The sequence below is a fragment of the Paenibacillus profundus genome (assembly GCF_021369635.1).
GTDB lineage: Bacteria > Bacillota > Bacilli > Paenibacillales > Paenibacillaceae > Paenibacillus_B > Paenibacillus_B profundus.
On record NZ_JAJNBZ010000001.1, the window covers coordinates 373,360 to 397,247 of the forward strand.

21 protein-coding genes and 1 pseudogene are annotated in these 23,888 nt (G+C 50.5%); 16 read left to right on the forward strand and 6 right to left on the reverse strand.

The window, feature by feature from the left end:
• Position 1 precedes the first annotated feature (1 nt).
• The 3 genes from ftsY (at position 2) to LQV63_RS01605 (ending at position 3,429) form a co-directional block, all read left to right on the forward strand.
• A complete protein-coding gene (gene ftsY / locus LQV63_RS01595) occupies positions 2 to 997 on the forward strand; it encodes a signal recognition particle-docking protein FtsY (protein ID WP_019424942.1) in 996 nt (331 codons plus the stop codon).
• Between the two features lie 481 nt (positions 998 to 1,478).
• Positions 1,479 to 1,664 (forward strand): hypothetical protein, encoded by a 186-nt coding sequence (locus LQV63_RS01600; protein ID WP_019424943.1) that lies wholly within the window; start codon positions 1,479 to 1,481, stop codon positions 1,662 to 1,664.
• A gap of 568 nt (positions 1,665 to 2,232) precedes the next feature.
• Positions 2,233 to 3,429 carry a bis-aminopropyl spermidine synthase family protein gene (locus LQV63_RS01605; RefSeq protein ID WP_019424944.1) on the forward strand — a complete coding sequence of 399 codons (1,197 nt, stop codon included), beginning with the start codon at positions 2,233 to 2,235 and terminating at the stop codon, positions 3,427 to 3,429.
• Positions 3,430 to 3,635: 206 nt separating this feature from the next.
• On the opposite strand, the gene LQV63_RS01610 is transcribed toward LQV63_RS01605, so the two are convergent.
• From LQV63_RS01610 to LQV63_RS01625, 4 genes are all read right to left on the reverse strand, one after another.
• A complete protein-coding gene (locus tag LQV63_RS01610; RefSeq protein ID WP_233695423.1) occupies positions 3,636 to 5,402 on the reverse strand; it encodes a SulP family inorganic anion transporter in 1,767 nt (588 codons plus the stop codon).
• Positions 5,403 to 5,558: 156 nt separating this feature from the next.
• On the reverse strand, positions 5,559 to 5,894 hold the full coding sequence (locus tag LQV63_RS01615; protein ID WP_019424946.1) for an ArsR/SmtB family transcription factor: 336 nt from the start codon (positions 5,892 to 5,894) through the stop codon (positions 5,559 to 5,561).
• A gap of 110 nt (positions 5,895 to 6,004) precedes the next feature.
• Complete coding sequence (locus LQV63_RS01620; protein ID WP_267933832.1) at positions 6,005 to 7,237, reverse strand: MFS transporter; 1,233 nt, start codon at positions 7,235 to 7,237, stop codon at positions 6,005 to 6,007.
• A gap of 110 nt (positions 7,238 to 7,347) precedes the next feature.
• Positions 7,348 to 8,043, reverse strand: coding sequence for a FadR/GntR family transcriptional regulator (locus LQV63_RS01625; RefSeq protein WP_233695425.1), 696 nt, complete (start codon positions 8,041 to 8,043; stop codon positions 7,348 to 7,350).
• A gap of 172 nt (positions 8,044 to 8,215) precedes the next feature.
• On the opposite strand from LQV63_RS01625, the gene LQV63_RS01630 reads away from it, so the two are divergent.
• From LQV63_RS01630 to trmD, 10 genes are all read left to right on the forward strand, one after another.
• The gene (locus LQV63_RS01630) at positions 8,216 to 9,631 is read left to right on the forward strand and encodes an FAD-binding oxidoreductase (RefSeq protein ID WP_233695426.1); all 1,416 of its coding nucleotides are present in this window, start codon (positions 8,216 to 8,218) and stop codon (positions 9,629 to 9,631) included.
• Positions 9,628 to 11,010, forward strand: coding sequence for a (Fe-S)-binding protein (locus tag LQV63_RS01635; protein ID WP_233695427.1), 1,383 nt, complete (start codon positions 9,628 to 9,630; stop codon positions 11,008 to 11,010). Before LQV63_RS01630 ends, LQV63_RS01635 begins: the two co-directional genes overlap by 4 nt.
• A 105-nt stretch (positions 11,011 to 11,115) precedes the next feature.
• Complete coding sequence (locus LQV63_RS01640) at positions 11,116 to 12,075, forward strand: GNAT family N-acetyltransferase (protein ID WP_233695428.1); 960 nt, start codon at positions 11,116 to 11,118, stop codon at positions 12,073 to 12,075.
• Positions 12,076 to 12,401: 326 nt separating this feature from the next.
• Positions 12,402 to 12,590, forward strand: a complete 189-nt coding sequence (locus tag LQV63_RS01645) for a hypothetical protein (protein ID WP_233695429.1) — start codon at positions 12,402 to 12,404, stop codon at positions 12,588 to 12,590.
• A gap of 132 nt (positions 12,591 to 12,722) precedes the next feature.
• The gene (locus tag LQV63_RS01650; RefSeq protein ID WP_019424952.1) at positions 12,723 to 13,082 is read left to right on the forward strand and encodes a putative DNA-binding protein; all 360 of its coding nucleotides are present in this window, start codon (positions 12,723 to 12,725) and stop codon (positions 13,080 to 13,082) included.
• Positions 13,083 to 13,101: 19 nt separating this feature from the next.
• Positions 13,102 to 14,475 carry a signal recognition particle protein gene (gene ffh / locus LQV63_RS01655; RefSeq protein WP_019424953.1) on the forward strand — a complete coding sequence of 458 codons (1,374 nt, stop codon included), beginning with the start codon at positions 13,102 to 13,104 and terminating at the stop codon, positions 14,473 to 14,475.
• 42 nt (positions 14,476 to 14,517) lie between these two features.
• Positions 14,518 to 14,790, forward strand: a complete 273-nt coding sequence (rpsP, locus tag LQV63_RS01660) for a 30S ribosomal protein S16 (protein ID WP_019424954.1) — start codon at positions 14,518 to 14,520, stop codon at positions 14,788 to 14,790.
• A 23-nt stretch (positions 14,791 to 14,813) separates the two neighbouring features.
• Positions 14,814 to 15,044: a KH domain-containing protein gene (locus LQV63_RS01665; protein WP_019424955.1), complete on the forward strand. Its 231-nt coding sequence runs from the start codon at positions 14,814 to 14,816 to the stop codon at positions 15,042 to 15,044.
• 108 nt (positions 15,045 to 15,152) lie between these two features.
• Positions 15,153 to 15,671, forward strand: coding sequence for a ribosome maturation factor RimM (gene rimM / locus LQV63_RS01670; protein ID WP_233695430.1), 519 nt, complete (start codon positions 15,153 to 15,155; stop codon positions 15,669 to 15,671).
• Positions 15,672 to 16,466, forward strand: coding sequence for a tRNA (guanosine(37)-N1)-methyltransferase TrmD (trmD, locus tag LQV63_RS01675; RefSeq protein WP_233695431.1), 795 nt, complete (start codon positions 15,672 to 15,674; stop codon positions 16,464 to 16,466).
• A gap of 229 nt (positions 16,467 to 16,695) precedes the next feature.
• On the opposite strand, the pseudogene LQV63_RS01680 reads toward trmD, so the two are convergent.
• Positions 16,696 to 17,976 (reverse strand): annotated as a pseudogene (locus LQV63_RS01680) (alpha-L-fucosidase).
• A 116-nt stretch (positions 17,977 to 18,092) separates the two neighbouring features.
• On the opposite strand from LQV63_RS01680, the gene LQV63_RS01685 reads away from it, so the two are divergent.
• Positions 18,093 to 18,929, forward strand: a complete 837-nt coding sequence (locus LQV63_RS01685) for an AraC family transcriptional regulator (RefSeq protein ID WP_019424959.1) — start codon at positions 18,093 to 18,095, stop codon at positions 18,927 to 18,929.
• 13 nt (positions 18,930 to 18,942) lie between these two features.
• Positions 18,943 to 19,554: an RNA 2',3'-cyclic phosphodiesterase gene (gene thpR / locus LQV63_RS01690; RefSeq protein WP_233695432.1), complete on the forward strand. Its 612-nt coding sequence runs from the start codon at positions 18,943 to 18,945 to the stop codon at positions 19,552 to 19,554.
• Between the two features lie 501 nt (positions 19,555 to 20,055).
• On the opposite strand, the gene LQV63_RS01695 is transcribed toward thpR, so the two are convergent.
• Positions 20,056 to 20,973 (reverse strand): transposase, encoded by a 918-nt coding sequence (locus LQV63_RS01695; protein WP_233695433.1) that lies wholly within the window; start codon positions 20,971 to 20,973, stop codon positions 20,056 to 20,058.
• Positions 20,974 to 21,671: 698 nt separating this feature from the next.
• Between LQV63_RS01695 and LQV63_RS01700 the strand changes: the two genes are divergently transcribed.
• Complete coding sequence (locus LQV63_RS01700) at positions 21,672 to 23,447, forward strand: hypothetical protein (RefSeq protein ID WP_233695434.1); 1,776 nt, start codon at positions 21,672 to 21,674, stop codon at positions 23,445 to 23,447.
• The last annotated feature ends 441 nt before the right edge of the window (positions 23,448 to 23,888 follow it).

Below are 23,888 nucleotides of genomic sequence, written 5' to 3' on the forward strand. Positions count from 1 at the left end.
CATGAGTTTTTTTAAAAAGCTGAAGGAAAGCATTGCGGCAAAGACCGAATCCGTAACGAATATTTTCAAAGAAGGCTTGGAGAAGTCGCGTAAAGGCTTTGTGGAAAAGGTAGCCGAGCTGATTACCCGCCGCAAAAAGATTGACGAAGCGTTCTACGAAGAATTGGAAGAAATACTTATCGGTGCTGACGTCGGCGTAACGACCGTGATGAACTTGATCGACGAGCTACGAGACGAAGTGAAGAAGCGAAAGATTGAAGAAGCGGCTGAACTGCAGCCGGTCCTGTCAGAGAAGCTGGTGGGGTTGCTGCGTGGCGACGAGTCTAATAAGCTAAACATGAATTCGGACGGCATGACAGTCATATTGTTCGTCGGTGTCAACGGCGTCGGTAAGACAACAACGATCGGCAAGCTTGCCCATCGGTTCAAGCAGCAGGGGAAATCTGTCCTGCTTGCCGCGGGGGATACGTTCCGTGCGGGTGCCATTGAGCAGTTGGAAGTATGGGGACAACGCGTCGGTGTAGATGTCATTAAGCAGCAGGCTGGTTCTGATCCAGCGGCTGTTATGTTTGATGCCGTGCAGGCGGCGAAGCAGCGCGGTGTAGATGTTCTGCTGTGTGATACGGCCGGGCGTTTGCAAAATAAGTCGAATTTGATGGAAGAGCTGAACAAGATCTTCCGTGTCATTCAGCGTGAAGTTCCAGATGCCCCGCATGAGGTGCTGATGGTGCTTGATGCAACGACAGGTCAGAACGCGCTCAGCCAAGCGAAGCTGTTCGGCGAGAAGAGCGGTGTCACTGGGTTGGTGCTGACGAAGCTGGATGGCACGGCAAAAGGCGGCATCGTTATCGCGATTCGTCAGGAGTTGAATATGCCGGTGAAGTTCGTCGGTCTCGGAGAGAAGATGGAAGATTTACAGGAATTCGATTCCGAGCAATTCGTTCATGCTTTGTTTGCTGGACTCATTCAAGAACAAGAGCAGAAGGATGCCGAATAAGCTGTTGACGAGGCAGCCGGCATTTACGAGGCGTCCCTTAGAGGGGCGCCTTTTTATATTTTGTAACAATTCGCGGTGTAAAATAAAAATATCTTCCTTCATCGTGTAGATCCCCTCTTTCTGAGATGGTATGCCCGTTCGGGCCTTTGACTCACTCTCCCCTTCATTCAGATCAGCCGCAATCCATTACCCTCATACGAGGAACATTTGTAGGATTGGAGTATGAACGGAAGTGTTATTTATTTCTTTGATAAAGAGCAGGATATAAGGCTTCTGTTCAATGGCCCTTTGCCCATTCTCCCATAAAGTCAGGAAGGATATTATTAAGGATAAAGTTACATTCCGTTTTTCGTATAGAACCAAAGCTACTAAGTGCCGGTTTACGATGGCAGTTAAAACCTGACAGCGTTCTGTGTCGTCCTTGGGCGTGCTTTCCTGACCAATATGGAAAGTTTAAGTTCTGTAAAGTGCTAAAGCTAAAATGAAACCCAACATTCCTTATGGCTATAAAATCTACCTCTATACGCGGTCACTCACCGATGAAGGCTTCAAAGGCTTCGATATCGATTTTCTGATGGAAGGGGAGAATGAAGCAAAGGGGCGGAAAAAGCGAATCAGCTTCAGCCTGAACGTGCCACTGCACCATCGGAACGTTCGTTCATTATGAAGAGTCGACGCCTTGTCAATCAAGCTTGATGTTCAGATTTGTTCTATGTATAATGGCATTAACTTTAACAATAGGGGAGTTCTTGATGTCGGTAGTTGTTCTTAACTAATCAAATTGGATAGAGTGTATTTCTTCAATATGGCAAAATTATCGCCTTTAAGGTGGTTTATTTGTCATGCGTGAACGGAATTGCTCCAATTGTTAAGAACAATGGCCATCCTTTTGAATTCAACCGACTGTGATCAGCCGTGCTCTTAAGCACGGTTTTTTTTATGAATAAGCAAGTATATGTGCTGTATTTATACATGCTCTATTCATCTTGCAGAAATGATGCGATGCGTTTCTAGACAGGGATATCTGCACCGTTTTTGCTCGGGATTATCGTGTGCCGGATATGCGCAGATTTGTTTCCTGCCGCTCCGGCTTACAGCGGTAAACAGTCGATCCCCTAACAGGGCAGAAGATGGACGTTAATGTTCATTTTCTGCCCTTTTTGTGCTGACTTAGTAGGCGTTCCTCAGAGTGGACGCCCCAGAGCAATCTACATTATGAAGAAAGAGTGATACGAATGAAAAATGTGATCGAAATGGCAAGCGCAAATGTGCGTCTGGAAGAAGGGCCGCGCGTTATTGAACAATTGTTGATCGAGTGCTATTTACGACCCGGTATTTCGACGAAGGAGATGGCGCGGAAGACGATGCTTCCCGTTCCAGTGGCGACCGCAATTAAGAAGGAGCTTATCAAGGCGGGGGCGCTCAAGCAGGATCGGGGCGTGCATTGCACATTTGCAGGAAATGATTATGTGGAACAGGAATGGGGATATTTCGGTCTCGATAAAGAACTGTACCACAAGTTGATGGCGGACGGAATGGCATGGAAATCTGAACTCGCCGAGCTTTTGATGGAATGGAACGATCTGTTCCAAGCACGACCGCAAGCAAATGTCCAGATCGACCAATCTAAGTGCACGTTGGAGACGAGTCTGAAGCGGGCCGTGCTCTGTTTGCGGGAGCATTCGCTCATCGGCAAGCAGGTGCTGTGCGTCGGCGATGACGATCTGGTCAGCGTGGCGCTTGGCTTTCTGTTGAAGCGGCTGTTCCCGGGCAGAAGCAGTCCGAAGACGGCGATCCACGTCGTTGATGTAGATGAGCGGTTTTTGCAATATATACGTGACATTGCCGAGCGGGAAGACCTGCCCATTTCATGCCACCATGCTGATTTGCGGCAGCCTTTGCAGGAAGAACTGCAAGGCCGCTTCGATTGCTTCTTCACGGATCCGCCGTATACGATGCAGGGGATGAGCCTGTTTTTGTCCAGAGGCATTAGCGCGCTCAAGCGGAGAAAAGGCTTACCAGTGTTTTTGTCGTTCGCTCACAAATCGCCTGGATTTACGTTGGCCATGCAGCAGGAGCTTGTGCGTATGGGCATGATGATGAAAGAGATTACCCCACATTTTAATGATTATGAGGGGGCGCAAATGATTGGCAACCGCGGGCAAATGATCGTGCTGAAGACGACGGAGCATACGACTCCAGGGCATACAGATCGTTATGAAGGGGCGCTTTATACCGGCGAAGTGAACCGCACGCAGCGCATATACCGCTGCAGGCAGTGCGGGGAAGCTGTGTTGGTCGGCCAGGACGGGGATTTCGACACGATTGAACAGTTGAAACGGCGGGGCTGCTCCAGCTGTGGCAGCTCCACATTCGAGCTTATCGAGAGAAAACAGGCGTCAAAGTCGGACGAGAAGGCGAACCTGCGTTGAACAATTGAGCCACTGAGCCACTGAGCCGCTGTGGGAATAAGTAATTAAGCTGCTCAAATGGTGAAATGTTGCTGAGTTCTCCTTAATGTGTCTCATGCTTCACATATACAGGCCTGGCTTCCAATCGGAAGACCAGGCCTGCATTTATTGTACAAAAAAAGGTCTGCCCACCCGCATAGGCGAAACAGACCTGTAACTTATTCGATTCAAGCTTGGACGGTGTCTGTCTTCGGAGCAGCAAGCTTCGGTTCGGGCACCGCACGCACAGCGGACAGCGCATCGCATTCCCGGAACGCGAAGTGCCTGCAGCCTTGGCAACGGGCTGCGCTAATGCGGGTCAAGGCGAAGTCAATGGCGGCACCCGTCCGTTCGAAGAAGTGCTCTGCTTCGATACGGGCTGCGAGTCCCGTCTTGTTCATCACATTCCGCGGCTGCTCATGGATGCCCGTAACGAGCACCGTTCCTCCTTGGCGCTGGACTCGGCTTACGAGAGCAGACAAATTCGACTCTGCCGTCGTATCCATATATGGTACGCGTCCCAAGCGAAGAATCAACACGAGCGGCATCTCCCCGAATTGGTCCTTCAGCGACTGTTCGAATGAATGTGCGGCTCCGAAAAACAGCGGTCCCTCTACAGTAAACATGCTGATTTGCGGGCAATGGCGCCCGTCCTTTACGATGCGGGAGGACACCTTCGCTTTCCGGTCTGCCGGATCGGGCAGCACCTTGGCTACCTTGACGCCTTCGCTCATCCGTTTTACAAATAGGACAACCGCCAACACGAGGCCTGCTTGAACGGCCACGGTCAAATTGGCGAACACAGTTAGCAAAAAAGTAACGGACAGAATAAGAGAATCGGCGGTCCGTGTCTTCAAAATGTGCAGAAATGTTTTGCGTTCGCTCATGTTCCAAGCGACAACCATCAGTATGGGAGCCATGGCGGCTAAAGGAATATTGGAAGCATATGGCGCGAAAAAGAGCAGCACAAGCAGTACCACGATAGCGTGAACGACACCGGAGACGGGAGAGACCGCCCCGTTCCGAATGTTGGTTGCGGTTCTGGCGATGGCTCCGGTAGCCGGAATTCCTCCGAACAACGGGGTTACCATGTTGGCGATGCCTTGCCCTACGAGTTCCCGGTTGCTCTGGTGCCGGTCTCCCGTCATGCCGTCGGCGACGACAGCGGACAACAGCGATTCAATGCCGCCGAGCATCGCAATGACGAAGGCTGGTTGAATCAGCTGGACGATACGGTCCCAGCTGATTGCTGGCAGCCGGAATTCGGGCAGTCCGCTCGGAATGGCACCGAATGTGGAGCCGATTGTGGCCACTTGGCCAGGGAAGAACCACGCTGCAGCCAGACTGGAGACGAGCAGGCCGACTAACGAGCCAGGAATTTTGGGCAGCCATTTAGGCGTGAGCAGGAGAACGGAAAGACAAAGAAATGCTGTCAGCACGCTGTAAAGATTCAATGCCGGCAAGTGCACTACAAGCTCACGCATGTCGGAGATAAAGCCGTCCTGCTTCTCCACGTGCAGGCCTAGAAAGTCGGCAATCTGCCCCGTAAAGATGATGACCGCTATGCCGGCCGTAAACCCGATCGTCACCGGACGGGGAATGAAGCGGATGACGGCTCCCAATCGGAACAGCCCCATGAGGACGAGCATGACTCCGGCCATGAAGCCGGCAATGAGCAGATTATCATACCCGTACTGTAGGACGATAGCGAACAATATGGGTATGAATGCTCCGGTCGGACCTCCGATTTGGAATCGGGATCCGCCGAACAGCGAAATGAGCAAGCCGGCGACAATTGTCGTATAGAGCCCGTACTCCGGCTTGACACCCGATGCAATGGCAAACGCCATCCCTAATGGAATGGCGACGATACCTACGATACTTCCGGATATGATATCTTTCTTCAAAGCTTGCGCGTTATACCCGGCATAACGGCCGCGCAACAACGGTTTCATGCACTTTTCCCACCATTTCTGAATATCTGATTATTTGAATATATAAAGAATCATATATTCATCTGACCATTCTGTCAAAGCGGTTGTCGTGTCGTGTAGGGTGCTTATAAAGGGAAAAGAGAGGAAACTCGAGTCCGTTACCCGAATCCCTCTCTTTTATGAAGATTCCTGCTTCTTGATGTTCTCCAACATGGAGATGGCGTTGACAAGGTGATTGTCGAAAATGCGCTTCGCCACCTGGAGAAGATCCTTGATCATCGGATCGCGCAGAGAATAAATGACCGAAGTTCCGTCCTTGACGCCGAACACGACGTTCTTGCCGCGTAGGACGGCCAATTGCTGTGAGACGGCCGAACCCTCGATGCCGAGGAGCGACTGGATTTCGTTCACGGTTTTATCGCCGTCGCACAGAACCTCCAATATTTTTATTCTCAAAGGGTGTGCCAACGCTTTGAAAAATTCAGCTTTGAACTGTTGGATGTCCGGATACATGGTGTTCTCCCTTATTCATTGAAGAATGGAATATAGATTAGTGTACCACAAAACGGACGTTCAGGGGAAAAGATGGGCAAAACGCGCCATACCGGTTCCGTGCGATTCCCTCAGGATGAGAACGAACCAGTATCTTGAGTCAGCGCCGCTGCGTGCTTCTTCCTTAAAATGAATCCGGTAAAAGCAGAGAGTAAATACATCGTTCCTCCCACAATATAAACGGATTGCGGTCCCCACATATCTGACACGGTTCCGGCAAACAGCACTGACACGCCGAACAGAACGTATGATATCGTGCTTTGCGCCGCAAACACGTTCGGCTGCTCAGCTAGTGGCGTGTACTGTTGGACATAGGTCCGCTGGGCGATATCACGGAGTTGATAAAAAGGGCCCATCAGCAGCACAATGGCCAAGGCGATAAATGCTTGCGTATTGAACGCATAACCGTAGGCGAACAGGCTCACTCCAAATGAGCCGACAATGATCGTGCCAACCAGATGGCGATGAATGAGAGCGGACAGCTTGAGCGTAATCAATCCGCCGATAATGGTGCCTGCATAGTAAGCGGCATTAATATAGCCCCACCAAGCTTCATCCTTCAGCAGCACTTCCTGGGCGAACACTAACGTGACGCCTCCAATCCAGATGCCGCCTGCAATGCCTTCTATGATATCCATCCATGTAATGATGCGCAGCCGGGGATGGGTAAATAGAAAGGTCCAGCCTGCCAGCATGGAGCGGGAGCCTTTCTCTTTTGGCGTGTCATGTTGGTCATGAGCCAGGCGAACAATAAAGAGACAGCCTAGAAGCAGGAGTCCCGAGGACAGCTGCAGCACGAGCGAATGACCGAGCTGCGCGACGAGGATGCCTCCCATCGTCCAGCCGAGCAGCGACAGCATCTGCATGCTGGTCGATACGAGACTGTTCGCTTGCACACGCTTGTCCTCTTCCACCAAGCGGGGATAAAGCGCATTAGCCGACGCGGATGCGCAGCCCTCCACATAACCGATCAGCACGATACCGCAGAACGCATAACCGAGAAATGCGGATGCCGGCAGAGCAGAAGAGAGCGGCGTCAACGAGAAGGCGATGAGTGCAGACGCCGCACACTGAAGAAACAGGAACAAACGGGTGACATAGGCAACCGTCATCTTCCGATACCAGAACGGCAGTGTGAAGCTGCTGGACAGAATGGCCAAGGAACGAACGAATGAGACCGCTCCGGCAAAGGCGGCCGATCCTGTAAGTTGGTAGACAGCGGCAATCAATGTCATCATATACAAGGACCCCGCAAGGTTGGCAAACGATCGGCTTGACAATAACGAGTAGAATGAACGATTCAAACACTACACCCCATTGCATCGTAGAGGTGGCTAAAAAAGCAAAAAAGTGACCTTTTTGAACGCACACTCATAGTAATATTTTCACATTATACCATGCAATAGGTAGAGTGCTAATCATTTTTTTCTAATAGTAATTCTATTTTGGTCAAATGTTCCAGCATGCGCCGGGAAGCAAGCGCTTCATTCTGGTGCAGTATAGCTTCATAGATAAGTCTGTGTTCTTGCAACAGCTGCAGCGTGGAGGAACGTTCGCCGAAGAGCCACATCCGCCGGGTGTTGCCCATATGCCGGGCGCACTGCTGGTGAAACAGCTGCAGCATCGGAATTAATATTTCATTATGACTCGCTTGCGCTAAATGCACGTGGAACATCAGATCGGCCTGCTGGCTCGCCGCTTCGTCCTCCAGATGCGCCTCCATCTGTTGAAGGCAATCTGCCAACGCAGCCAAGTCCCCGTCCGTCCGCCGTTTAGCGGCTAGTCCCGCAGAACCGACCTCGATCATTTTCCGCACCTCGATCAGCGATTTCAATGAGTTGATCTCAGATAGCCAGCCTTGAAGCAGGTCGGACGGTGCTTGCGGCTGTTCGCGCACGAACGTGCCGCCGCCATGACGAATGTCGATCCAGCCCATCGCTTTCAGCGCGCTGAGCGCTTCGCGTATCGTTGAACGCCCGACTTGGTACTGCTTGGAGAGCGCTTCGACGGAAGGAAGACGATCTCCGGGCGAGTAGCTTCCGTTTTTTAATTGGTCGAGCAGATGATCCGTTACGAGCTCCGCTCCCTTTTTATATTGAATTCCGTTCATCAATGACGGCCTCCTGATATGAAATATCGGACTTATCTATACATTATGAAAAAAAATTTTAAAATGGTAGTATACATCCTCTTCTATCATAAGTTATAATATGCCAAAAGTCATCAGATCACCTGAACAGTTCAACAAATTTATGAACAGAAACAACAGGAGGGGAAATTCGATGATAGTGAACGAAGTGCGGCAAGATCTGCTGCAGCTACTTGGGCCAGAGCGTTACCGCGATGATAAGGAGGCGCTCGTCACGCATTCGTATGATGCGACACCGATGCTCCAGTCGCTGCCGGACGCGGTAGTTTATCCCGATTCGACGAGTGAAGTTCAGCATATTCTTCGATTAGCGAATAAGCATCGTATTCCGATTGTCCCGCGGGGAGCAGCCAGCAACTTATGCGGCGGTACTGTACCCGTATCAGGTGGAATTGTCGTGGCAATGACCCGAATGAACAAGCTGCTTGAGCTAGATACGGATAATTTGACAGCTACCGTCCAACCTGGACTGAACACGAAGCAATTCCATCGCGAAGTGGAGAAGAGGGGCTTATTCTATCCGCCGGACCCGAGCAGTATGGTCATTTCGACATTGGGCGGCAACATTATGGAAGGAGCGGGAGGGCTTCGCGGTTTGAAATACGGCACGACGAAGGATTACGTTATCGGACTGGAGGCCGTCCTGCCTTCCGGTGAGGTCATCACAACGGGCGGCAAGCTGTATAAGGACGTTGCCGGCTATGATTTGACGAAGCTGCTTGTCGGCTCGGAAGGAACGCTCGCCATTATTACGGAAGCAACGGTGAAGCTCATTCCTGCGCCGCGGGTGAGACAGACGATGCTGGTTGCTTTTCAAGATATATATGCAGCTGCGCGTTCCGTCTCGCGCATTGTGGGAGCGGGCATCATTCCGGCGACGCTCGAATTTATGGATCAGCCGACGATCCGCGTCGTGGAGGAGTACAATCATATCGGCCTCCCGATAGATATGCAAGCGGTGCTGCTCATTGAGCAGGACGGACAGGAGAGCGCCAGCGTTCAGAAGGACATGGACGCCATCGTATCGATCTGCGGGGAGGAAGGGGCAGCCCGTATTGAAACGGCTCGGGATGAACGCGAAGCGGAGCAGCTGATGAAGGCAAGACGCAGCGCGCTGTCGACATTGGCACGCATTCGACCGACGACGATTTTGGAGGATGCGACCGTGCCTCGTTCCCGTATCGCGGACATGGTGTTGGCCATTAACCGGATTGCGGCGCAGTATGAGTTGAACATTTGCACGTTCGGCCACGCGGGGGACGGGAATTTGCACCCGACCTGCACAACGGATGCGAGAAATACCGAGGAAATTCATCGGGTCGAGCAAGCGTTCGCCGATATTTTCGAAGAAGCCATCAGGCTTGGAGGAACGATAACCGGAGAGCATGGCGTCGGCACGGTTAAAGCGCCTTATTTGGAGTGGAAGGTCGGTGAGGCTGGCATCGCCTTGATGAAAGGCATCAAGCAGGCATTCGATCCGAACGGCATTATGAATCCAGGCAAAATATTCGCCAAATCAGCACGCAAAAGGCTGGTGATTACCCGATGAACAGCAGAGAGCAAGACGATCAGCGAAAAGGAGCCTTGAAGCAGCAACTGGTTAATACGCTTGATTATGAGCAGTTGATGAACTGCATGCGCTGCGGATTTTGCCAGCCGGCTTGTCCGACATTTCATCAGACGGGTCTCGAAGCGGCTTCTCCACGCGGTCGTATCGCTCTGATGAAGGCGGTGGCGGATGGACTGATGGAGCCGGACGAAGCGTTCAAGCAGCAAATGGATCTATGCTTGGGGTGCCGCGCATGCGAACCGGTATGCCCTTCCGATGTGAAATACGGCCAATTGCTGGAGCAGACGAAGGATGCTCTATTCGAGCATGCTGAACCTGCCGGGGCGATTCCGCTGCGCGGCCTTCATAAGTTTGCGAAGCCGATATTTAAGCGTCATCGCCGTCTGCGGCTGATGAGCACGATACTGCATGCTTATCAACGCTCCGGCCTGCAGCGTCTTGCCAATAAAGGGAATCTGCTGCGTTGGCTGCCGGCGCATATGCAGACGATGGAGCGGATTATGCCGCATGCGGACAGCCGCGGTGTCGTAAAGCGGGTCGGCGGCCATCGTTTTGAAGCCAAAGGTGAGCGAATCGGGACGGTAGGATTATTTCGCGGGTGCATTATGGACGTTCTTTTTACGGAAACAAATGTGAATACCGTCCGCCTGTTGACTGAATCTGGTTATGATGTCGTCATCCCGAAGGAGCAGTCCTGCTGTGGCGCGCTGTTCTCTCATAGCGGCGACCGGGACACGGCCCGAGAGTTTGCCAAGCAAAATGTAAAGGTGTTCGGGGATGCGAAGGTGGACTACATTGCTTCCAACGCCGGAGGCTGCGGGGCCATGCTTGTCGAGTATGATCATTTGCTTGCGGATGAAGCGGAGTGGGTGGGGCCTGCCCGAGAGTTTGCCGTTCAAGTGAAAGACATCAGCGAACTGCTGCTGCGTTCGCAGCGCTGGAATCAACTGCCGGAGGCAGCAGTACAATCGAAAACAGCAGCACAACCGGAAACAACACGTGACGACACCGTAACGGTGACATACCAAGATTCGTGCCACCTGCGCAACGTGATGAGGGCTGGCGAGGGGCCGCGCCAATTGCTGCGTCTCATCCCTGACACGAACTTCGTAGAGCTGGAAGGGGGCGAAGTGTGCTGCGGATCGGCGGGTATCTACAACCTGGTGCAGCCGCAAATGGCGAACGATATTGTAGATTCAAGAATGGAAGCGGTGCGGGACACGAAGGCTTCGATTATTTTAACGAGCAATCCGGGCTGTCTGCTGCAGATGAAGGTCGGCGTAGAGCGGGAAAAAGCGAACGACCGTATCCAGGTCATGCATGTAGTCGATTATTTTGCGGAAAAGATATTGAAATAATATTTTATAAAAACTATAATAATTCTGTAATTAAATTTTAGTAACTTGATGATACATCTTTGTTATGTAAGGATGAAACTTTCAGTTTATTAGGGGGAGTTAATCGTGAATGTTATTCCATTGGAAGCCAAGTGGATCGTTCCGATGTGCGAGTTATGGAACAGGGAACTGGGCGGCCTCTTTCCAATGCGAGAGGCGCTGCTGCGGCAGAATAGCTTTCAAGATGCGAACGTTTACTACCCGGGTTCTTGGCTGGCACAGGATGATGACGGTACACTGCTTGGCTTTGTCATTGCGAAGAAATGGCAAGAGCAAGAGCGAGAGATGCAGTTGGGGGAAGGCGCAGGTTGGATTCAAGCGCTTGTCGTGCGTTCCGACAGGAGGGGCGAAGGCATAGGCAGCCGATTGCTTACCCTGGCTGAAGAGGCACTGCAGGATGCCGGAGTAGAGATCGTATATATGGGCCGCGATCCGTGGCATTATTTTCCTGGCGTGCCGAAAACGCTCTCATCGGCTCGTCCTTGGTTCGAGCGGAGAGGATACGAGTTTCTGTATGAGGTATATGATTTGCTGGCATCCGCAGAGGAAGGTCCACCTGTTGCTCCGTCGTTTTCCGAAGGCGCTTACATCAAAGGGCTTGAACTGCAGGATCAAGTGGAAATGCTGCGTTTCTTCCGCAGATGCTTTCCTGGACGGTGGTACTATGAAGCACTCTGTTATTGGGAGCGGGGCGGAACAGGCAGAGAATTTGTCGGATTGTTTGCAGAGCGGGAGATGATAGGCTTCTGCCGCGTGAACGATGAGCAGTCGGCTTTGATCGCGCAAAATACGTACTGGGCTCCGCTCTTCCAAGAGCCGCTTGGTGGAATCGGACCTCTTGGCGTAGACAGCCGCTATCGGGGAAAGGGATATGGCCTTGCTCTCGTTGAAGCGGGGGTATCAGAGCTGCGAGCGCGCGGAATGAAGAATCTGGTCATTGATTGGACGGAGCTCGTTGATTTTTATGCGAAATTAGGATTTCAACCATGGAAGGGCTACGATTTAATGAAAAAGACATTGCGGTAGGCAACACAGATAGAAGCTGAAGCAGTGTGTGCTCAATCGAGTTGAACTGCTTGAGAAAGAACCGGATGTGAGGATTGCCAATACTGAACTACGGTACGCTTTTGTTCTACAACAAAGAATTGTTGGATGCGGCAGTGCGTTGCTTCGCATCAATATATTTTTTTTCGCCCTCTTCTACGGCTGGCTCCCGGCAGAAGAGGCTTTTTTATTGGTGTTTTGTTATCGAACATGCAGCAATCGCACCTCCGCGCCCGTGTGCATATAATGTACTCCGTTCCGTGGGCATATGTCCCGGAGCGGAGTCAAAGCGGCAAGGAGGAAATGGCATGGCACCATCAGATAGTGGACGCACGACTCAGCTTGCATTAATGGAAGAAAGGATGAACGCGATAACGCATGGGCTCGGGCTGCTGCTTAGTTTGGTTTTTTGTGTGGGAGCGGCTTCCGTATCATCACGCCATATGGCACGTGTCTGTGCTAACTGGAGCAGCGCTCCATTTCGGCTGTGTGTATAAGCTCATCTTGCTTGCATAATTTTTTTTGGGTGATGTTAAGGTTTCCCCCTTGACATGGTGTTCAGATTTAGATATGATAAGGAACGTCGATGGGCTGTAAAGTGTTTTTCCTTGACGAAAGGAGTGGCCCGTATGAACGAGGAACAGGTATTAGCGAAGACGAACCGCGTCAATATGCTGTTTGACTTCTACGAACCGTTGCTCACAGAGAAACAGCAGACGTTCCTGAAATGTTACTTTCAAGATGATTTTTCCTTAGGCGAGATTGCAGCCGAATTCGGAATAAGCCGACAAGCGGTGTATGAACATATTAAGCGGGCGGAGCAGACGCTCGATGCGTATGAGAGCAAGCTAGGGCTGCTCGCGAAGTTTGAACAACGTACGAAGCTAATGGAATCGCTGCATGACGCATTGAACGATATGAAGGGCATACCCGACCCGCAGCGCGCGGAACTGCAGATGATTGTCCGTGAACTGCAGGCGTTGGATTAAGGGAACGGGGTGAATAACAATGGCATTTGAAGGATTGACAAGCCGATTGCAGAACGTATTCAGCAAGCTGCGCGGCAAAGGCAAAGTAGCGGAGGAAGACGTCAACGAAGCGATGCGCGAGGTGCGCCTTGCGTTATTGGAGGCAGACGTCAACTTCAAAGTTGTTAAAGAATTTATTAGCAAAGTAAAAGAGAAGTCTGTCGGCCAAGACGTCATGAAGAGCTTTACGCCAGGCATGGTCATTATCGACATCGTTAACAAAGAGTTGACGGAGTTGATGGGGGGCACTGCCGCGAAGCTGGCGAAAGCGAATAAGCCGCCAACGGTTATTATGATGGCAGGCTTGCAAGGTGCCGGTAAGACGACGACGTCGGGTAAGCTGGCGAAGCTTCTGCAGAAGCAGAACCATAAGCCGCTGCTCGTGGCTGCCGACATTTACCGTCCAGCTGCGATTCAGCAGCTGCAAGTGCTCGGCAACCAGATTAATGTGCCCGTATTTTCCTTGGGTGATCAAGTTAGCCCGGTAGAGATTGCACGCCAGGCGATGGATCATGCGAAGGAGAATAATCTCGATTATGTGATCATCGATACCGCCGGCCGTCTACATATCGATGAAGCGCTGATGGATGAGCTGAAGCAGATTCACGAGACCGTTAAGCCGGATGAAGTATTGCTCGTCGTCGATGCAATGACAGGGCAAGATGCGGTAAACGTAGCGGAAAGCTTCAATCAGCAGCTCGCGTTGACGGGGGTCGTGCTGACGAAGCTCGACGGCGATACGCGCGGCGGTGCGGCGCTCTCGGTAAAAGCTGTTACCGGATGCCCAATCAAGTTTGCGACATTGGGCGAGAAGCTGGATGCGCTTGAACCGTTCCATCCGGAACGGATGGCTTCCCGTATTCTCGGGATGGGGGACATGCTGTCACTTATCGAGAAGGCCCAGGCGAATATCGATTCGGACAAAGCGAAGGAAATGGAACTGAAGATGCGGAACGCCGCCTTTACGTTCGATGATTTTCTGGAGCAGATGCAGCAGGTCAAGAAACTCGGTCCAATTGATCAGATTTTGGATATGATTCCAGGTATGAACAAGATGAAGCAGACCGCGAATCTGAAGGTGGATGAGCGTCAGATGGGTCGCATCGAAGCGATTGTCCGTTCGATGACGAACGCTGAGCGCCAGGATCCCGACCTCATCAATCACAGCCGCCGCAAGCGGATTGCAGCCGGCAGCGGAACAGCGCTCGCTGACGTGAACCGCCTCATCAAGCAGTTTGACGAGATGCGTCGGGTGATGAAGCAGTTCTCCGATATGATGGGACCGAAAGGTCCGAAAATGATGAAAAATTTGAAGGGCAAAGCCGGAAAGGGAATGAAATTTCCTTTCCGCTAATGCATAATGCTTTACTCGAATTCCGTTAAGGAGGTGAATGTCGTGGCAGTACGTATCCGTTTGAAACGAATGGGTGCTCATAAAGCACCGTTCTATCGTGTCGTTGTATCCGATTCCCGCTCTCCGCGTGATGGTCGTTTCATCGAAGAAATCGGTTACTACAATCCGGTAGCTCAACCTGCAGTAGTTAATATCGACGAAGAAAAAGCGTTGAAATGGCTGCAAACAGGTGCTCAAGCTTCTGACACGGTTCGCAACTTGCTTAGTCAAGCAGGCGTCATGAAGAAGTTCCATGAGCTGAAATATCAGAAGTAATCTAACCGTTCGGAGGGTCGCGAATGGAAGAGTTGGTGTTAGTTATTGCACGCGCTTTGGTCGATCATCCGGAGGAGGTCCGTGTGGACGTCGTGGAGAAAGACCACATCATAGTATATGAGCTTTACGTCCATCCCGATGATGTCGGGAAGGTTATCGGAAAGCAAGGTCGTATAGCCAAGGCGCTTCGCACGGTCGTCACATCGGCAGCCGTAAAGGTTCCGAAACGAGTTGCCGTGGACATTATTTCTTAACATGACGAAACGGGTTAGGATGAAATCCTAGCCCTTTTTCGTATGTGAATAACCGTTTGTGTTACACTAGGAAGCATACCCGTAAATAGCAGGAGGATTCGATACGACATGGCTGAAAAGTTATATAATGTCGGCAAAGTCGTGAATACGCACGGCATTCGCGGAGAAGTGAAAGTATTTCCGCAGACCGACTTTCCGGATGTGCGCTTTGCCCAGGGAAGCGAATTGATTTTGCAGCATCCAGAGACGCAGAGCACCCTTTCGGTTACGGTGGAACGGTCGCGTTTACATAAGAACATGTACATCGTGAAACTGAAACAATTCGACGACATCAACGATGTAGAGAAATATAAAGGCTGGATGCTGAAAGTGTCGGAAGCGCAGCTCGTAGAACTGCCGGAGGACGAATATTATTATCATGAAATCATCGGTTGCCGCGTCGTGACGGATGAAGGCGAAGAATTAGGTGTCATCGACGAGATTTTGGCCCCGGGAGCGAATGATGTCTGGGTCGTGAAGCCGTCGAAAGGCAAGCCTATTCTTATTCCGGTAATTGATGATGTGCTGCTTAACGTCGACATCGAAGGCAAAGTTGTTACCGTCCACCTCATGGAGGGACTTATTTAAATGCGTATCGATGTATTAACGCTATTCCCGGAAATGTGCGAAGGCGTATTTAACGCGAGTATACTGGGTAAAGCCCGGGAGAAGGGACTCGTAACGCTGAATACGGTCAATTTTCGTGACTATTCCACCAACAAGCATTCGACCGTAGATGATTATCCATACGGTGGTGGGGGCGGTATGGTTCTGAAGCCTGATCCTATTTTTGCGGCAGTCGAAGATGTTATCGCCAAGGCGGAGACGGAAGGCTTAGTGAGAAGCGAGCAAAATATCGATCACGCGGAAAGAGATTCGTCTACAGCGAAGCCGCCGCGCATTATTTTGATGTGTCCGCAAGGTGAACGCTTTACGCAGACGAAAGCCGAGGAGTTGGCAGAGGAATCACACCTTATTTTTATTTGCGGCCACTACGAGGGCTATGACGAGCGTATTCGCGAGCATCTCGTGACGGATGAACTGTCAATTGGCGACTATGTGCTGACGGGGGGCGAACTGCCAGCCATGGTCGTTATCGATTCCGTCGCTCGGCTGCTGCCTGGAGTGCTCGGCAATGAGTCGTCGGCCGTGACGGATTCATTCAGCACAGGACTGCTTGAATATCCGCATTATACGCGCCCTGCTGAATTTCGCGGCTGGAAGGTGCCGGATGTGCTCATAAGCGGCCATCATGCCAACATCGAGGTGTGGCGCCGAGAGCAAGCGTTAAAACGGACACTGGAACGACGGTCCGATCTGCTCGACAGCATCGAGTTGAGCGATGAGGAGCAGAAGCTGCTGCGGCGGTTGAAGAGTGAATAGCTGTAGTATAGAAGAACGAATACACTCCTACATAATGTACTATGAGTACAATGTAGGAGCCATTTGCGTATCTATTAGGATGTTGGCGTTTTTCAGAGCCATAACTATTTTGAGACGCTGGAGTTCTTCGGGGAAATCAAATCGTCCATGTTGATTCCCAGAAAATATGAACCAATGCAAAAAAGGAGGGCGGCCAGGAAGGCATCCCTCTTCTTTGTCTTCATCGCGGTTAGTCTGTAATCAGCTCTAATTCCACCACGGTATCGTTTTCATCTGGCAGTTGGGCCGTCGGAAAGTTGATGAACAAATAATCTGCATAGTCATGCGCATTCTACGGTGTCTGTATATTTACCTCTGAACCGTCTGCAAGCAATCTGGCCTGTTTGACGCGTCCATTCAATCCTTTCAGCGCAATTGGTCCGACGCCGCGGTCGAGAATGTGGGCGTACAGCTTATTGCCTTGCTGCGTGTAACGCCCCCACTCCGGCTTCGGCAATTCACTCGCGCCAGAGCCGTAGATGCTGTCTTGATTTCCATGCATCCAGGATCCGACTTCCGATAGCACGGCAAGGGATTCCCGTGGGAATTCCCCTTTCGCATTCGGTCCGACGTTCAGAAGCAAGTTCCCGTTCTTGCTGACGCATTCGACCAGTCCGCGTATAACTTGCTGTGGTGATTTGTAATCATGGTCATAGGCATGATAACCCCAATGGCGATTTAGCGTAATGCACGCTTCCCAAGGAATCGAATCGCCGTTTTTGTTCACGATTCCTTGTGGCGGTAAGATTTGCTCGGGCGAGGCGAAATCACCTGCATATATTTCAGGCTCACTCGCTTTGATGTTGCCGCCCAAGCGGTTGTCGATGATAACGTTTGGCTGCAAATCGCGAATCATCGTCACAAGCTCCGATGCGCGCCATTTCTCGCCGGTCATATCGTCATAAGAGAAATCGAACCAGAGCACGTCGATCGTCCCGTAATTCGTCAACAGCTCTTTGACCTGTCCATGCATGTAATCCAAGTAGCGATTGAAATCTGTTTCCCGGTTCTTGAACTCCTCGTTACTGCGCATCGGGTGCTGGCGGTCGCCATAGGCCGGGTAATCCGGATGGTGCCAGTCGATGATAGAGTAGTAGAAGCCAACCTTCAACCCTTTGGCTCGGAAGGCGTCGACATATTCCCGAATCAGGTCGCGTCCGGCTGGGGTATTAGTCGCTTTGTAATCCGTCATAGCGCTGTCGAACAGGCAGAACCCGTCATGATGCTTCGTCGTCATGACTGCATATTTCATCCCGGCTTGCTTGGCGGCTTTCGCCCAGGCTTTTGGGTCGTAATTTTCAGGATTAAAGGTGTTGAAGTACTGTTCATAACCCTCTACCGATATCTGTTCGAAGCTGCGCACCCATTCACCGCGTGCGGGAATCGCATAAAGCCCCCAATGTATGAACATGCCGAAGCGGTCATTCGTAAACCATTCCGTCCGCTTGCGTCTTTCATCCATCGTCGTCATCCTCATCTCTCCTTTAACTGCAGTTTTTTCCTATTTTACACGGAAGCGGGTATAATGCAGATAGAGAGAATTAACGGCTTTTTGTACAAAATTAAGGTCGAACGGAGCGCATGCCGATGGGGAAAATGGAGCTGCTGCAGCGATATTTGGCAAACGTGCAGGTTCATGTGACGGACGCTTACTATACGAAATGCAGGGAAGATTGGTGCGAGAGCAATTTCGTGCCCTCCTTTAACCGCATGTATCTCATCTGTGATGGGGAAGGGCGCATTGAGATTGCAGGGAGCACGTATTACCCGGGGCCAAGGCAAATGGTCATTATGCCAGCGGGAGTGAACCAATCGTACGCTGCGATTAGCTCCCATACGTATGAGAAATATTGGTGCCACTTTACGACGCTCATTGGAGAGCGGCATTTATTTCAATTTATGCGTATTCCTCATGTCGTCACGATGTCGCCTTCCGTCTTCGAGGAGGCTGTTGAAAGATTTCAACGCTTGAAGAAAGAGCATTATGACGGAGATTGGACTGCCGTGCTGCGCAAGCAGGCGCTACTAATGGAGCTGCTCAGCCTATATTTGGGGGAAGCAGGACCGGAGTCCATCATTCTGCCTTCCTCCCAAGCGATGGACAAGCTGAACCTGGTGCTGCAGTATATGAACGGCCATCTTACCGAACGGCTAAGTGTGCAGCAGCTCGCGGATCGGCTGCATTTGCACCCGAATTACTTCATCACGTTCTTCCGTGAGCATATAGGGGAATCGCCAGTACAATATATGAACCGGATGAAGGTGGAGCGGGCGAAGAAGCTGCTCTTGACGAGCCATTTAAGTGTGACGGAAATTGCTGAGGCAGTCGGTCTGGATGTATATTATTTTTCTCGTTTGTTCAAAAATAGTACCGGGTTCAATCCGACATCGTTCAAAGCGACACATAAAAATGAAATGAAGTGAGGGGGAACATAGGATGCAATCCCATCCATCTCGTCATCATGAAAGTCAGACGGATGACAAGCAGCGTTTGTTCGTTGCGATACCACTGCCGGCGTCTGCTGCGGACACCGTCGTACAATGGTCCGAAGGGGCGAAAAGACAGTGGGCGTTTCACAAATGGGTCCATCCGCTCGATTTGCATATTACGGTACAGTTTCTGGGAGCGGTATCCCCTGATGTGAAGGAGCGTCTCGTGCAGGGACTTCAGAGTGTAGCGCAATCGTCGGAGACGTTTCGGCTCGAATTGCAAGAAGTGGGGACGTTCGGGGCGCACGAAGCACCTCGTGTTCTATGGGCAGGAGTCGGCGGAGAGATCGGCCAGCTCAAGCGCCTGTATGAGCTTGTCGTAGCTGCGACTGCGCCGCTTGGATTCGTGCCCGAGGACCGGCCATATTGGCCGCACATTACATTGGCCCGCAAATACCGCGGGATGACTCCCATGTCGCTGAACGCTGGTCATGCGCCGCTGCCTGAGTATGATTGGATGGCAGACCACTTCGTGCTGTACCGCACGCAAATGGGTAAGACCCCCATGTACGAGCGAATTGAGGAGTTCAGACTAGGTCACGGCATACAGCAACCGTAAGCTTCCCGTCGGGAAGCTTTTTTTATGTTACGAGAAGAATTGCCGTGAAAGGCTTGATTAAAAGCCGCATCAACATGGCCGCGCTTCCAGAGGGGGAGGAGAGAGGTTCTATGTATTCAAGTCCTTAAGGGCACTCTCCCCTTGACTCAGACATAGCTACAGTCGCAGGTTCCGGGTACAACTACGACTAAGATCAAGGAGTTTTAAAGTGGAGTAACTGAAATAATACGCAATGGAAAGTGCCCGAACAAAAGATACAACATAAATAAGAACACAAGCACAACAGTAAGCACAACGCAAATAGATCAAAAGGTCTGAACGTAAAAGGTACGCCATGAATAGAAAGCTCGTAGAACATAAGGACATCTTGAAGCATAACGTAAGCAGAACATAAGCTACATTATGAAGCACGGCGCATGAGAAATAAGGCGCTATATAAACTACAGCTAAAGAACTAAATGAGTGTGTATAAGGCAGGTGGCATCGCTGCAAGCCTTTCGGTCATGCTGCGGTTGGTGAGGCAGCGCAATGAATAGAGTTATATAGGGCATACGACGGAGATGATGAGGCAGGACAAAAAGACATGCAGATGCACACAAGACGCTCCCATGCCGATGCGCGTTGAGCAGTTGCATTGTAACGAAAGCAAAATTCATCCAAGTATCTTTGAAGATAAGTTGCCCCGATCCCGTGAAACGTGTCGTTCATCCAGCGTCGTGCTCGCTTGAATGTTCGATATAAGCGACTGTCACGGCGAGCACGATAAGGCTGTTGGATAATAGACGGCTCGAAAGCAGTCGCTGTTACATGAAGAGCGACAAAACGATCACAGCCAGAACGAAGCAGATATTTGTCGGAAAGGTGAGCCTTCTTCACAAGCTTCATCTTAAGCTCATCCAACTGATCGTCCGGCGTTACGGATGTGGCAATAACAAGGGGGGATTCCCGAGGATGAAGCTCAAGCATTGAATGATATGAGGTGCCATGAAAGGCGACAATGCCTTGAACTTTGCCTGCGAGCGGCCGGTCAACGTCGGACATGCTGATCGCAGCTCGGATTTTGTGCAGCATCAACCAGGCGGTCTTGTAAGTGACCCCGATGATCGAGCTGAGGTAGACAGCATTGATGCCCCTGTCAGAGCGGGAGACAAGCCAGAATGCCGTAAGCCATTTCCACAGGGCTGTGCGGCTGCCTTCCATGACCGTACCAGCGGTCAGTGAGGTCTGATGGCGGCAGGCACGGCACTCGTATAGAGGAAGCCGACGCGTTTGAATGACGTAGGCATTGGTGTGTTGACAGCGTGGGCAGACGAAGCCATGCGGCCATTTCATATGAAATACGAAGGAAACACATGAGGATTCCGTATGAAATTTACGCTTCAAATCCTCCAAAGTATCGATCGATTGCCAAGCCGTCATTATAAGTCCTCCTTTAAACTCTACTTGTAGTTCAATTTTTCATTGGATAGAGAACAAACGTTCTATACTTCGATTATACAGAACATAAGTTCTTATTTCAAGGATTTCTTCCCTTTAAAGTGTGGTTTTCTTATGCAGTGCGTTTCTTACATAATATCGTTAGAACAAGCATCTCGTTCTGAGTTGTGGGGAGGGTGATGCAAAGGGCTTGTTAAGGATAGGAATGTAGCCTAGAGAGAGGTGAATTAATGACAATTTACTCATGTATAAGAGATAATTTTAGACCAAAACAGTCTCGGAGTATCCGATGTGTGAAGTAAAAGTCAATAGATACAATCAAATTTTATGAACTAAGAGTGGGCATGCAAATTGTGTTCGCGTGTTTTGGGACTATATGTTCATCGGGAGCATAAATCAATAACCTTATATTGCGAAAAAGATATAGATGACGATTTGTAGCCAATGACTGCTATTATCATGCTTGTATGCGTGTGAATAGTGAAAGAAAATAAAACAGGTCCATTTTCACATATATTTACGTATCTGCCGCAATTATAATGAAGTCACTTGTTCATTCCTGTCGAAATGTTGTCGAAGGGTGCAGGTGATTTTCTTGTTGCTGCCAAGAAAATAAGTCGTTTTATTATTCGGTCCATTGCTCAAACTGCATGATTGTCAGAAAAGAACGGAGGGATAGGATGGACAGACTTGCTACGCGTGCCGGCCTTCTGTTGCTGACGCTCGCCGCCGTATTCATGGTTGGTTTTTCTAAGCCAGAAGAGCCCAGGAAAGCAATCTGGATTTGGCAAGCTGATCGAATCGAGAACGAGTCGAATCAATTGTTGTCTTTTGTGAAGCAGAACGAGGTGAATTTGTTATATTTGCATGTTGATATGGACATCCCACAATCATCTTACCGTGAATTTATACGGGAAGCCGCTGCATCCGGCATCGAGGTTCATGCGCTTGCTGGACATCCCGCATGGGCGCTTGAATCGCGCCGGGACAGAATGATGAAGCTAATCCAGTGGGTTAAGTTGTATAACGGCAACGCATCGCCGGAGGAACGAATTCGAGGAATTCATTTAGATATCGAGCCGTATGTTTTGCCGGAGTGGGAGACGGAGCGGGAAGCTCTAGTCACTTCGTGGATGGGAAATATGGAGTACTTTCTCCAGACAGCAAAAGAAGAGGTAAACGTTGAAATAAGTGCAGATATGCCGGTCTGGTTCGATTCGATTGTCGCCGCCGATATGCCCGAGGGTTCGCTTGCAGAGTGGATGATTAAAAGGTTCGACCACATCACGTTAATGGCTTATCGTCATGAACTGGAAGGTGATAATGGCATTTTGGAACTGGTCAAACACGAGATGGAGGTGGGTGATAGGCATCAAGCCAAGCTGCTCATCGGCGTGAACGCCAAGCCGATGGAGGAGAAGCATACCACTTTTTATGATAAAGGGACGACGGCAATGAAAAAGGCATTGCAAGAAGTGACGCAGAGGCTCGGAACCCACCCTTCCTTTGCAGGGACGTCGATTCATGATTACCGGTATTGGCAAAGCATGGAGGAGTGGGATGCGGATTTACCGCCTGAACCAGACCCTGATCCGAATCCAGATCCGGTTCCGGACCCTGATTGGGTTCCTGTCCCGCCACCAATCGAGCGCAATGGGCCGGTTGTCGCCACTTATGTGTGGCGTGCGGAGCTTGCCATCGAGCAACCGGACGAGATTATCTCCTTTGCGAAAGAACAAGGAATCAATCTGCTCTATGTCCGCCTTGATTTGGAGCAGTCGTACGATGCTTACCGTTCATTTGTGAAGAAAGCCCATGAAGCAGGTATTGAGATGCACGCGATGGGCGGACATCCTATATGGGCGCTTAGCGAGAATGAGCCGCGCATCCTGCGGCTGGTGAACTATGTTAAGCAGTATAACCGCTCGGTGGAGCCGGATGAGCGATTCCACGGCATTCATCTGGATGTGGAGCCGTATGTGCTGCCGGATTGGCAAAGCCGCAAGGATGACGTGTTGAAGCAGTGGACGGCCAATATGGACATGTTCGTACGGGAAACGAAGCGGAATTCAGACTTGTTGACGAGCGTCGATTTGGCCGTATGGCTCGACCGGACGTATGTGCCGGATCGACCGGACATGACGATTAGCGAGTATATGATAGGTCTGATGGATCATGTGTCTTTGATGGCATTCCGCAATACAGCAGAGGGATCGAACGGGATTGCCGCTGTCGTGAAGGAGGAGATGAAGATGTCTGACCGTCTAGGCAAGCAGCTTGTCGTCACAGTGGAAATGAAGGAGAACTTTGAGGGTAAGCATATTTCGTTCCACGAGCTAGGGGCCGAGGAAATGCAAAGACAACTGGAAAAACTGCCCGAACTGCTGCAGGACCATTCTTCCTATATAGGAAACGCCGTACATGCATATGATTATTGGCGTGATGCTATTCAATAATAAAAGTAATTAGTGGGCTTCATCGTTTGTGGGAGTGGTTTTATGTAGTTGCCACGAATGGTGAAGTCCTTTTTCATATGAAATATAATGATTGATGGGAAGGACGTACATAATCAAAATCATGAGGTGTTTTTATGAAGAGATACAGTATTGGAGGGTTAGTTGATGCAACTGAATTTTATGATGAATTATATGATTGGGATGAGCATGTGAAAAAAGTCATTCTGTTCGCTGGGAGTGTCAGTAGCAGTGATTAGCTGGAATTCGATGAGGTAGGAGAAGAAGGATAAGATCACAAGATTGAAAAGAAAGTGGTCTTTCCTCCGATATCCGCTTGTAATCCGTTAGGGCATATGCTAAAATAACCTTTGTTGTTTGGAATACGGTGGTCCTCTACATACGATGAGGCTGACGCGCATTCGCGTCCTGAGATGTATGAAC

Coding starts and splice junctions, on each gene's coding strand:
- thpR (WP_233695432.1), top strand. CDS start 18,943: ATGCAATCCCATCCATCTCGTCATCATGAAAGTCAGACGGATGACAAG.
- LQV63_RS01630 (WP_233695426.1), top strand. CDS start 8,216: ATGATAGTGAACGAAGTGCGGCAAGATCTGCTGCAGCTACTTGGGCCA.
- LQV63_RS01700 (WP_233695434.1), top strand. CDS start 21,672: ATGGACAGACTTGCTACGCGTGCCGGCCTTCTGTTGCTGACGCTCGCC.
- LQV63_RS01615 (WP_019424946.1), bottom strand. CDS start 5,894: ATGTATCCGGACATCCAACAGTTCAAAGCTGAATTTTTCAAAGCGTTG.
- rimM (WP_233695430.1), top strand. CDS start 15,153: ATGGCTGAAAAGTTATATAATGTCGGCAAAGTCGTGAATACGCACGGC.
- ftsY (WP_019424942.1), top strand. CDS start 2: ATGAGTTTTTTTAAAAAGCTGAAGGAAAGCATTGCGGCAAAGACCGAA.
- LQV63_RS01625 (WP_233695425.1), bottom strand. CDS start 8,043: ATGAACGGAATTCAATATAAAAAGGGAGCGGAGCTCGTAACGGATCAT.
- trmD (WP_233695431.1), top strand. CDS start 15,672: ATGCGTATCGATGTATTAACGCTATTCCCGGAAATGTGCGAAGGCGTA.
- ffh (WP_019424953.1), top strand. CDS start 13,102: ATGGCATTTGAAGGATTGACAAGCCGATTGCAGAACGTATTCAGCAAG.
- LQV63_RS01650 (WP_019424952.1), top strand. CDS start 12,723: ATGAACGAGGAACAGGTATTAGCGAAGACGAACCGCGTCAATATGCTG.
- LQV63_RS01610 (WP_233695423.1), bottom strand. CDS start 5,402: ATGAAACCGTTGTTGCGCGGCCGTTATGCCGGGTATAACGCGCAAGCT.
- LQV63_RS01600 (WP_019424943.1), top strand. CDS start 1,479: ATGAAACCCAACATTCCTTATGGCTATAAAATCTACCTCTATACGCGG.
- LQV63_RS01665 (WP_019424955.1), top strand. CDS start 14,814: ATGGAAGAGTTGGTGTTAGTTATTGCACGCGCTTTGGTCGATCATCCG.
- LQV63_RS01605 (WP_019424944.1), top strand. CDS start 2,233: ATGAAAAATGTGATCGAAATGGCAAGCGCAAATGTGCGTCTGGAAGAA.
- LQV63_RS01635 (WP_233695427.1), top strand. CDS start 9,628: ATGAACAGCAGAGAGCAAGACGATCAGCGAAAAGGAGCCTTGAAGCAG.
- LQV63_RS01645 (WP_233695429.1), top strand. CDS start 12,402: ATGGCACCATCAGATAGTGGACGCACGACTCAGCTTGCATTAATGGAA.
- LQV63_RS01685 (WP_019424959.1), top strand. CDS start 18,093: ATGGGGAAAATGGAGCTGCTGCAGCGATATTTGGCAAACGTGCAGGTT.
- LQV63_RS01695 (WP_233695433.1), bottom strand. CDS start 20,973: ATGACGGCTTGGCAATCGATCGATACTTTGGAGGATTTGAAGCGTAAA.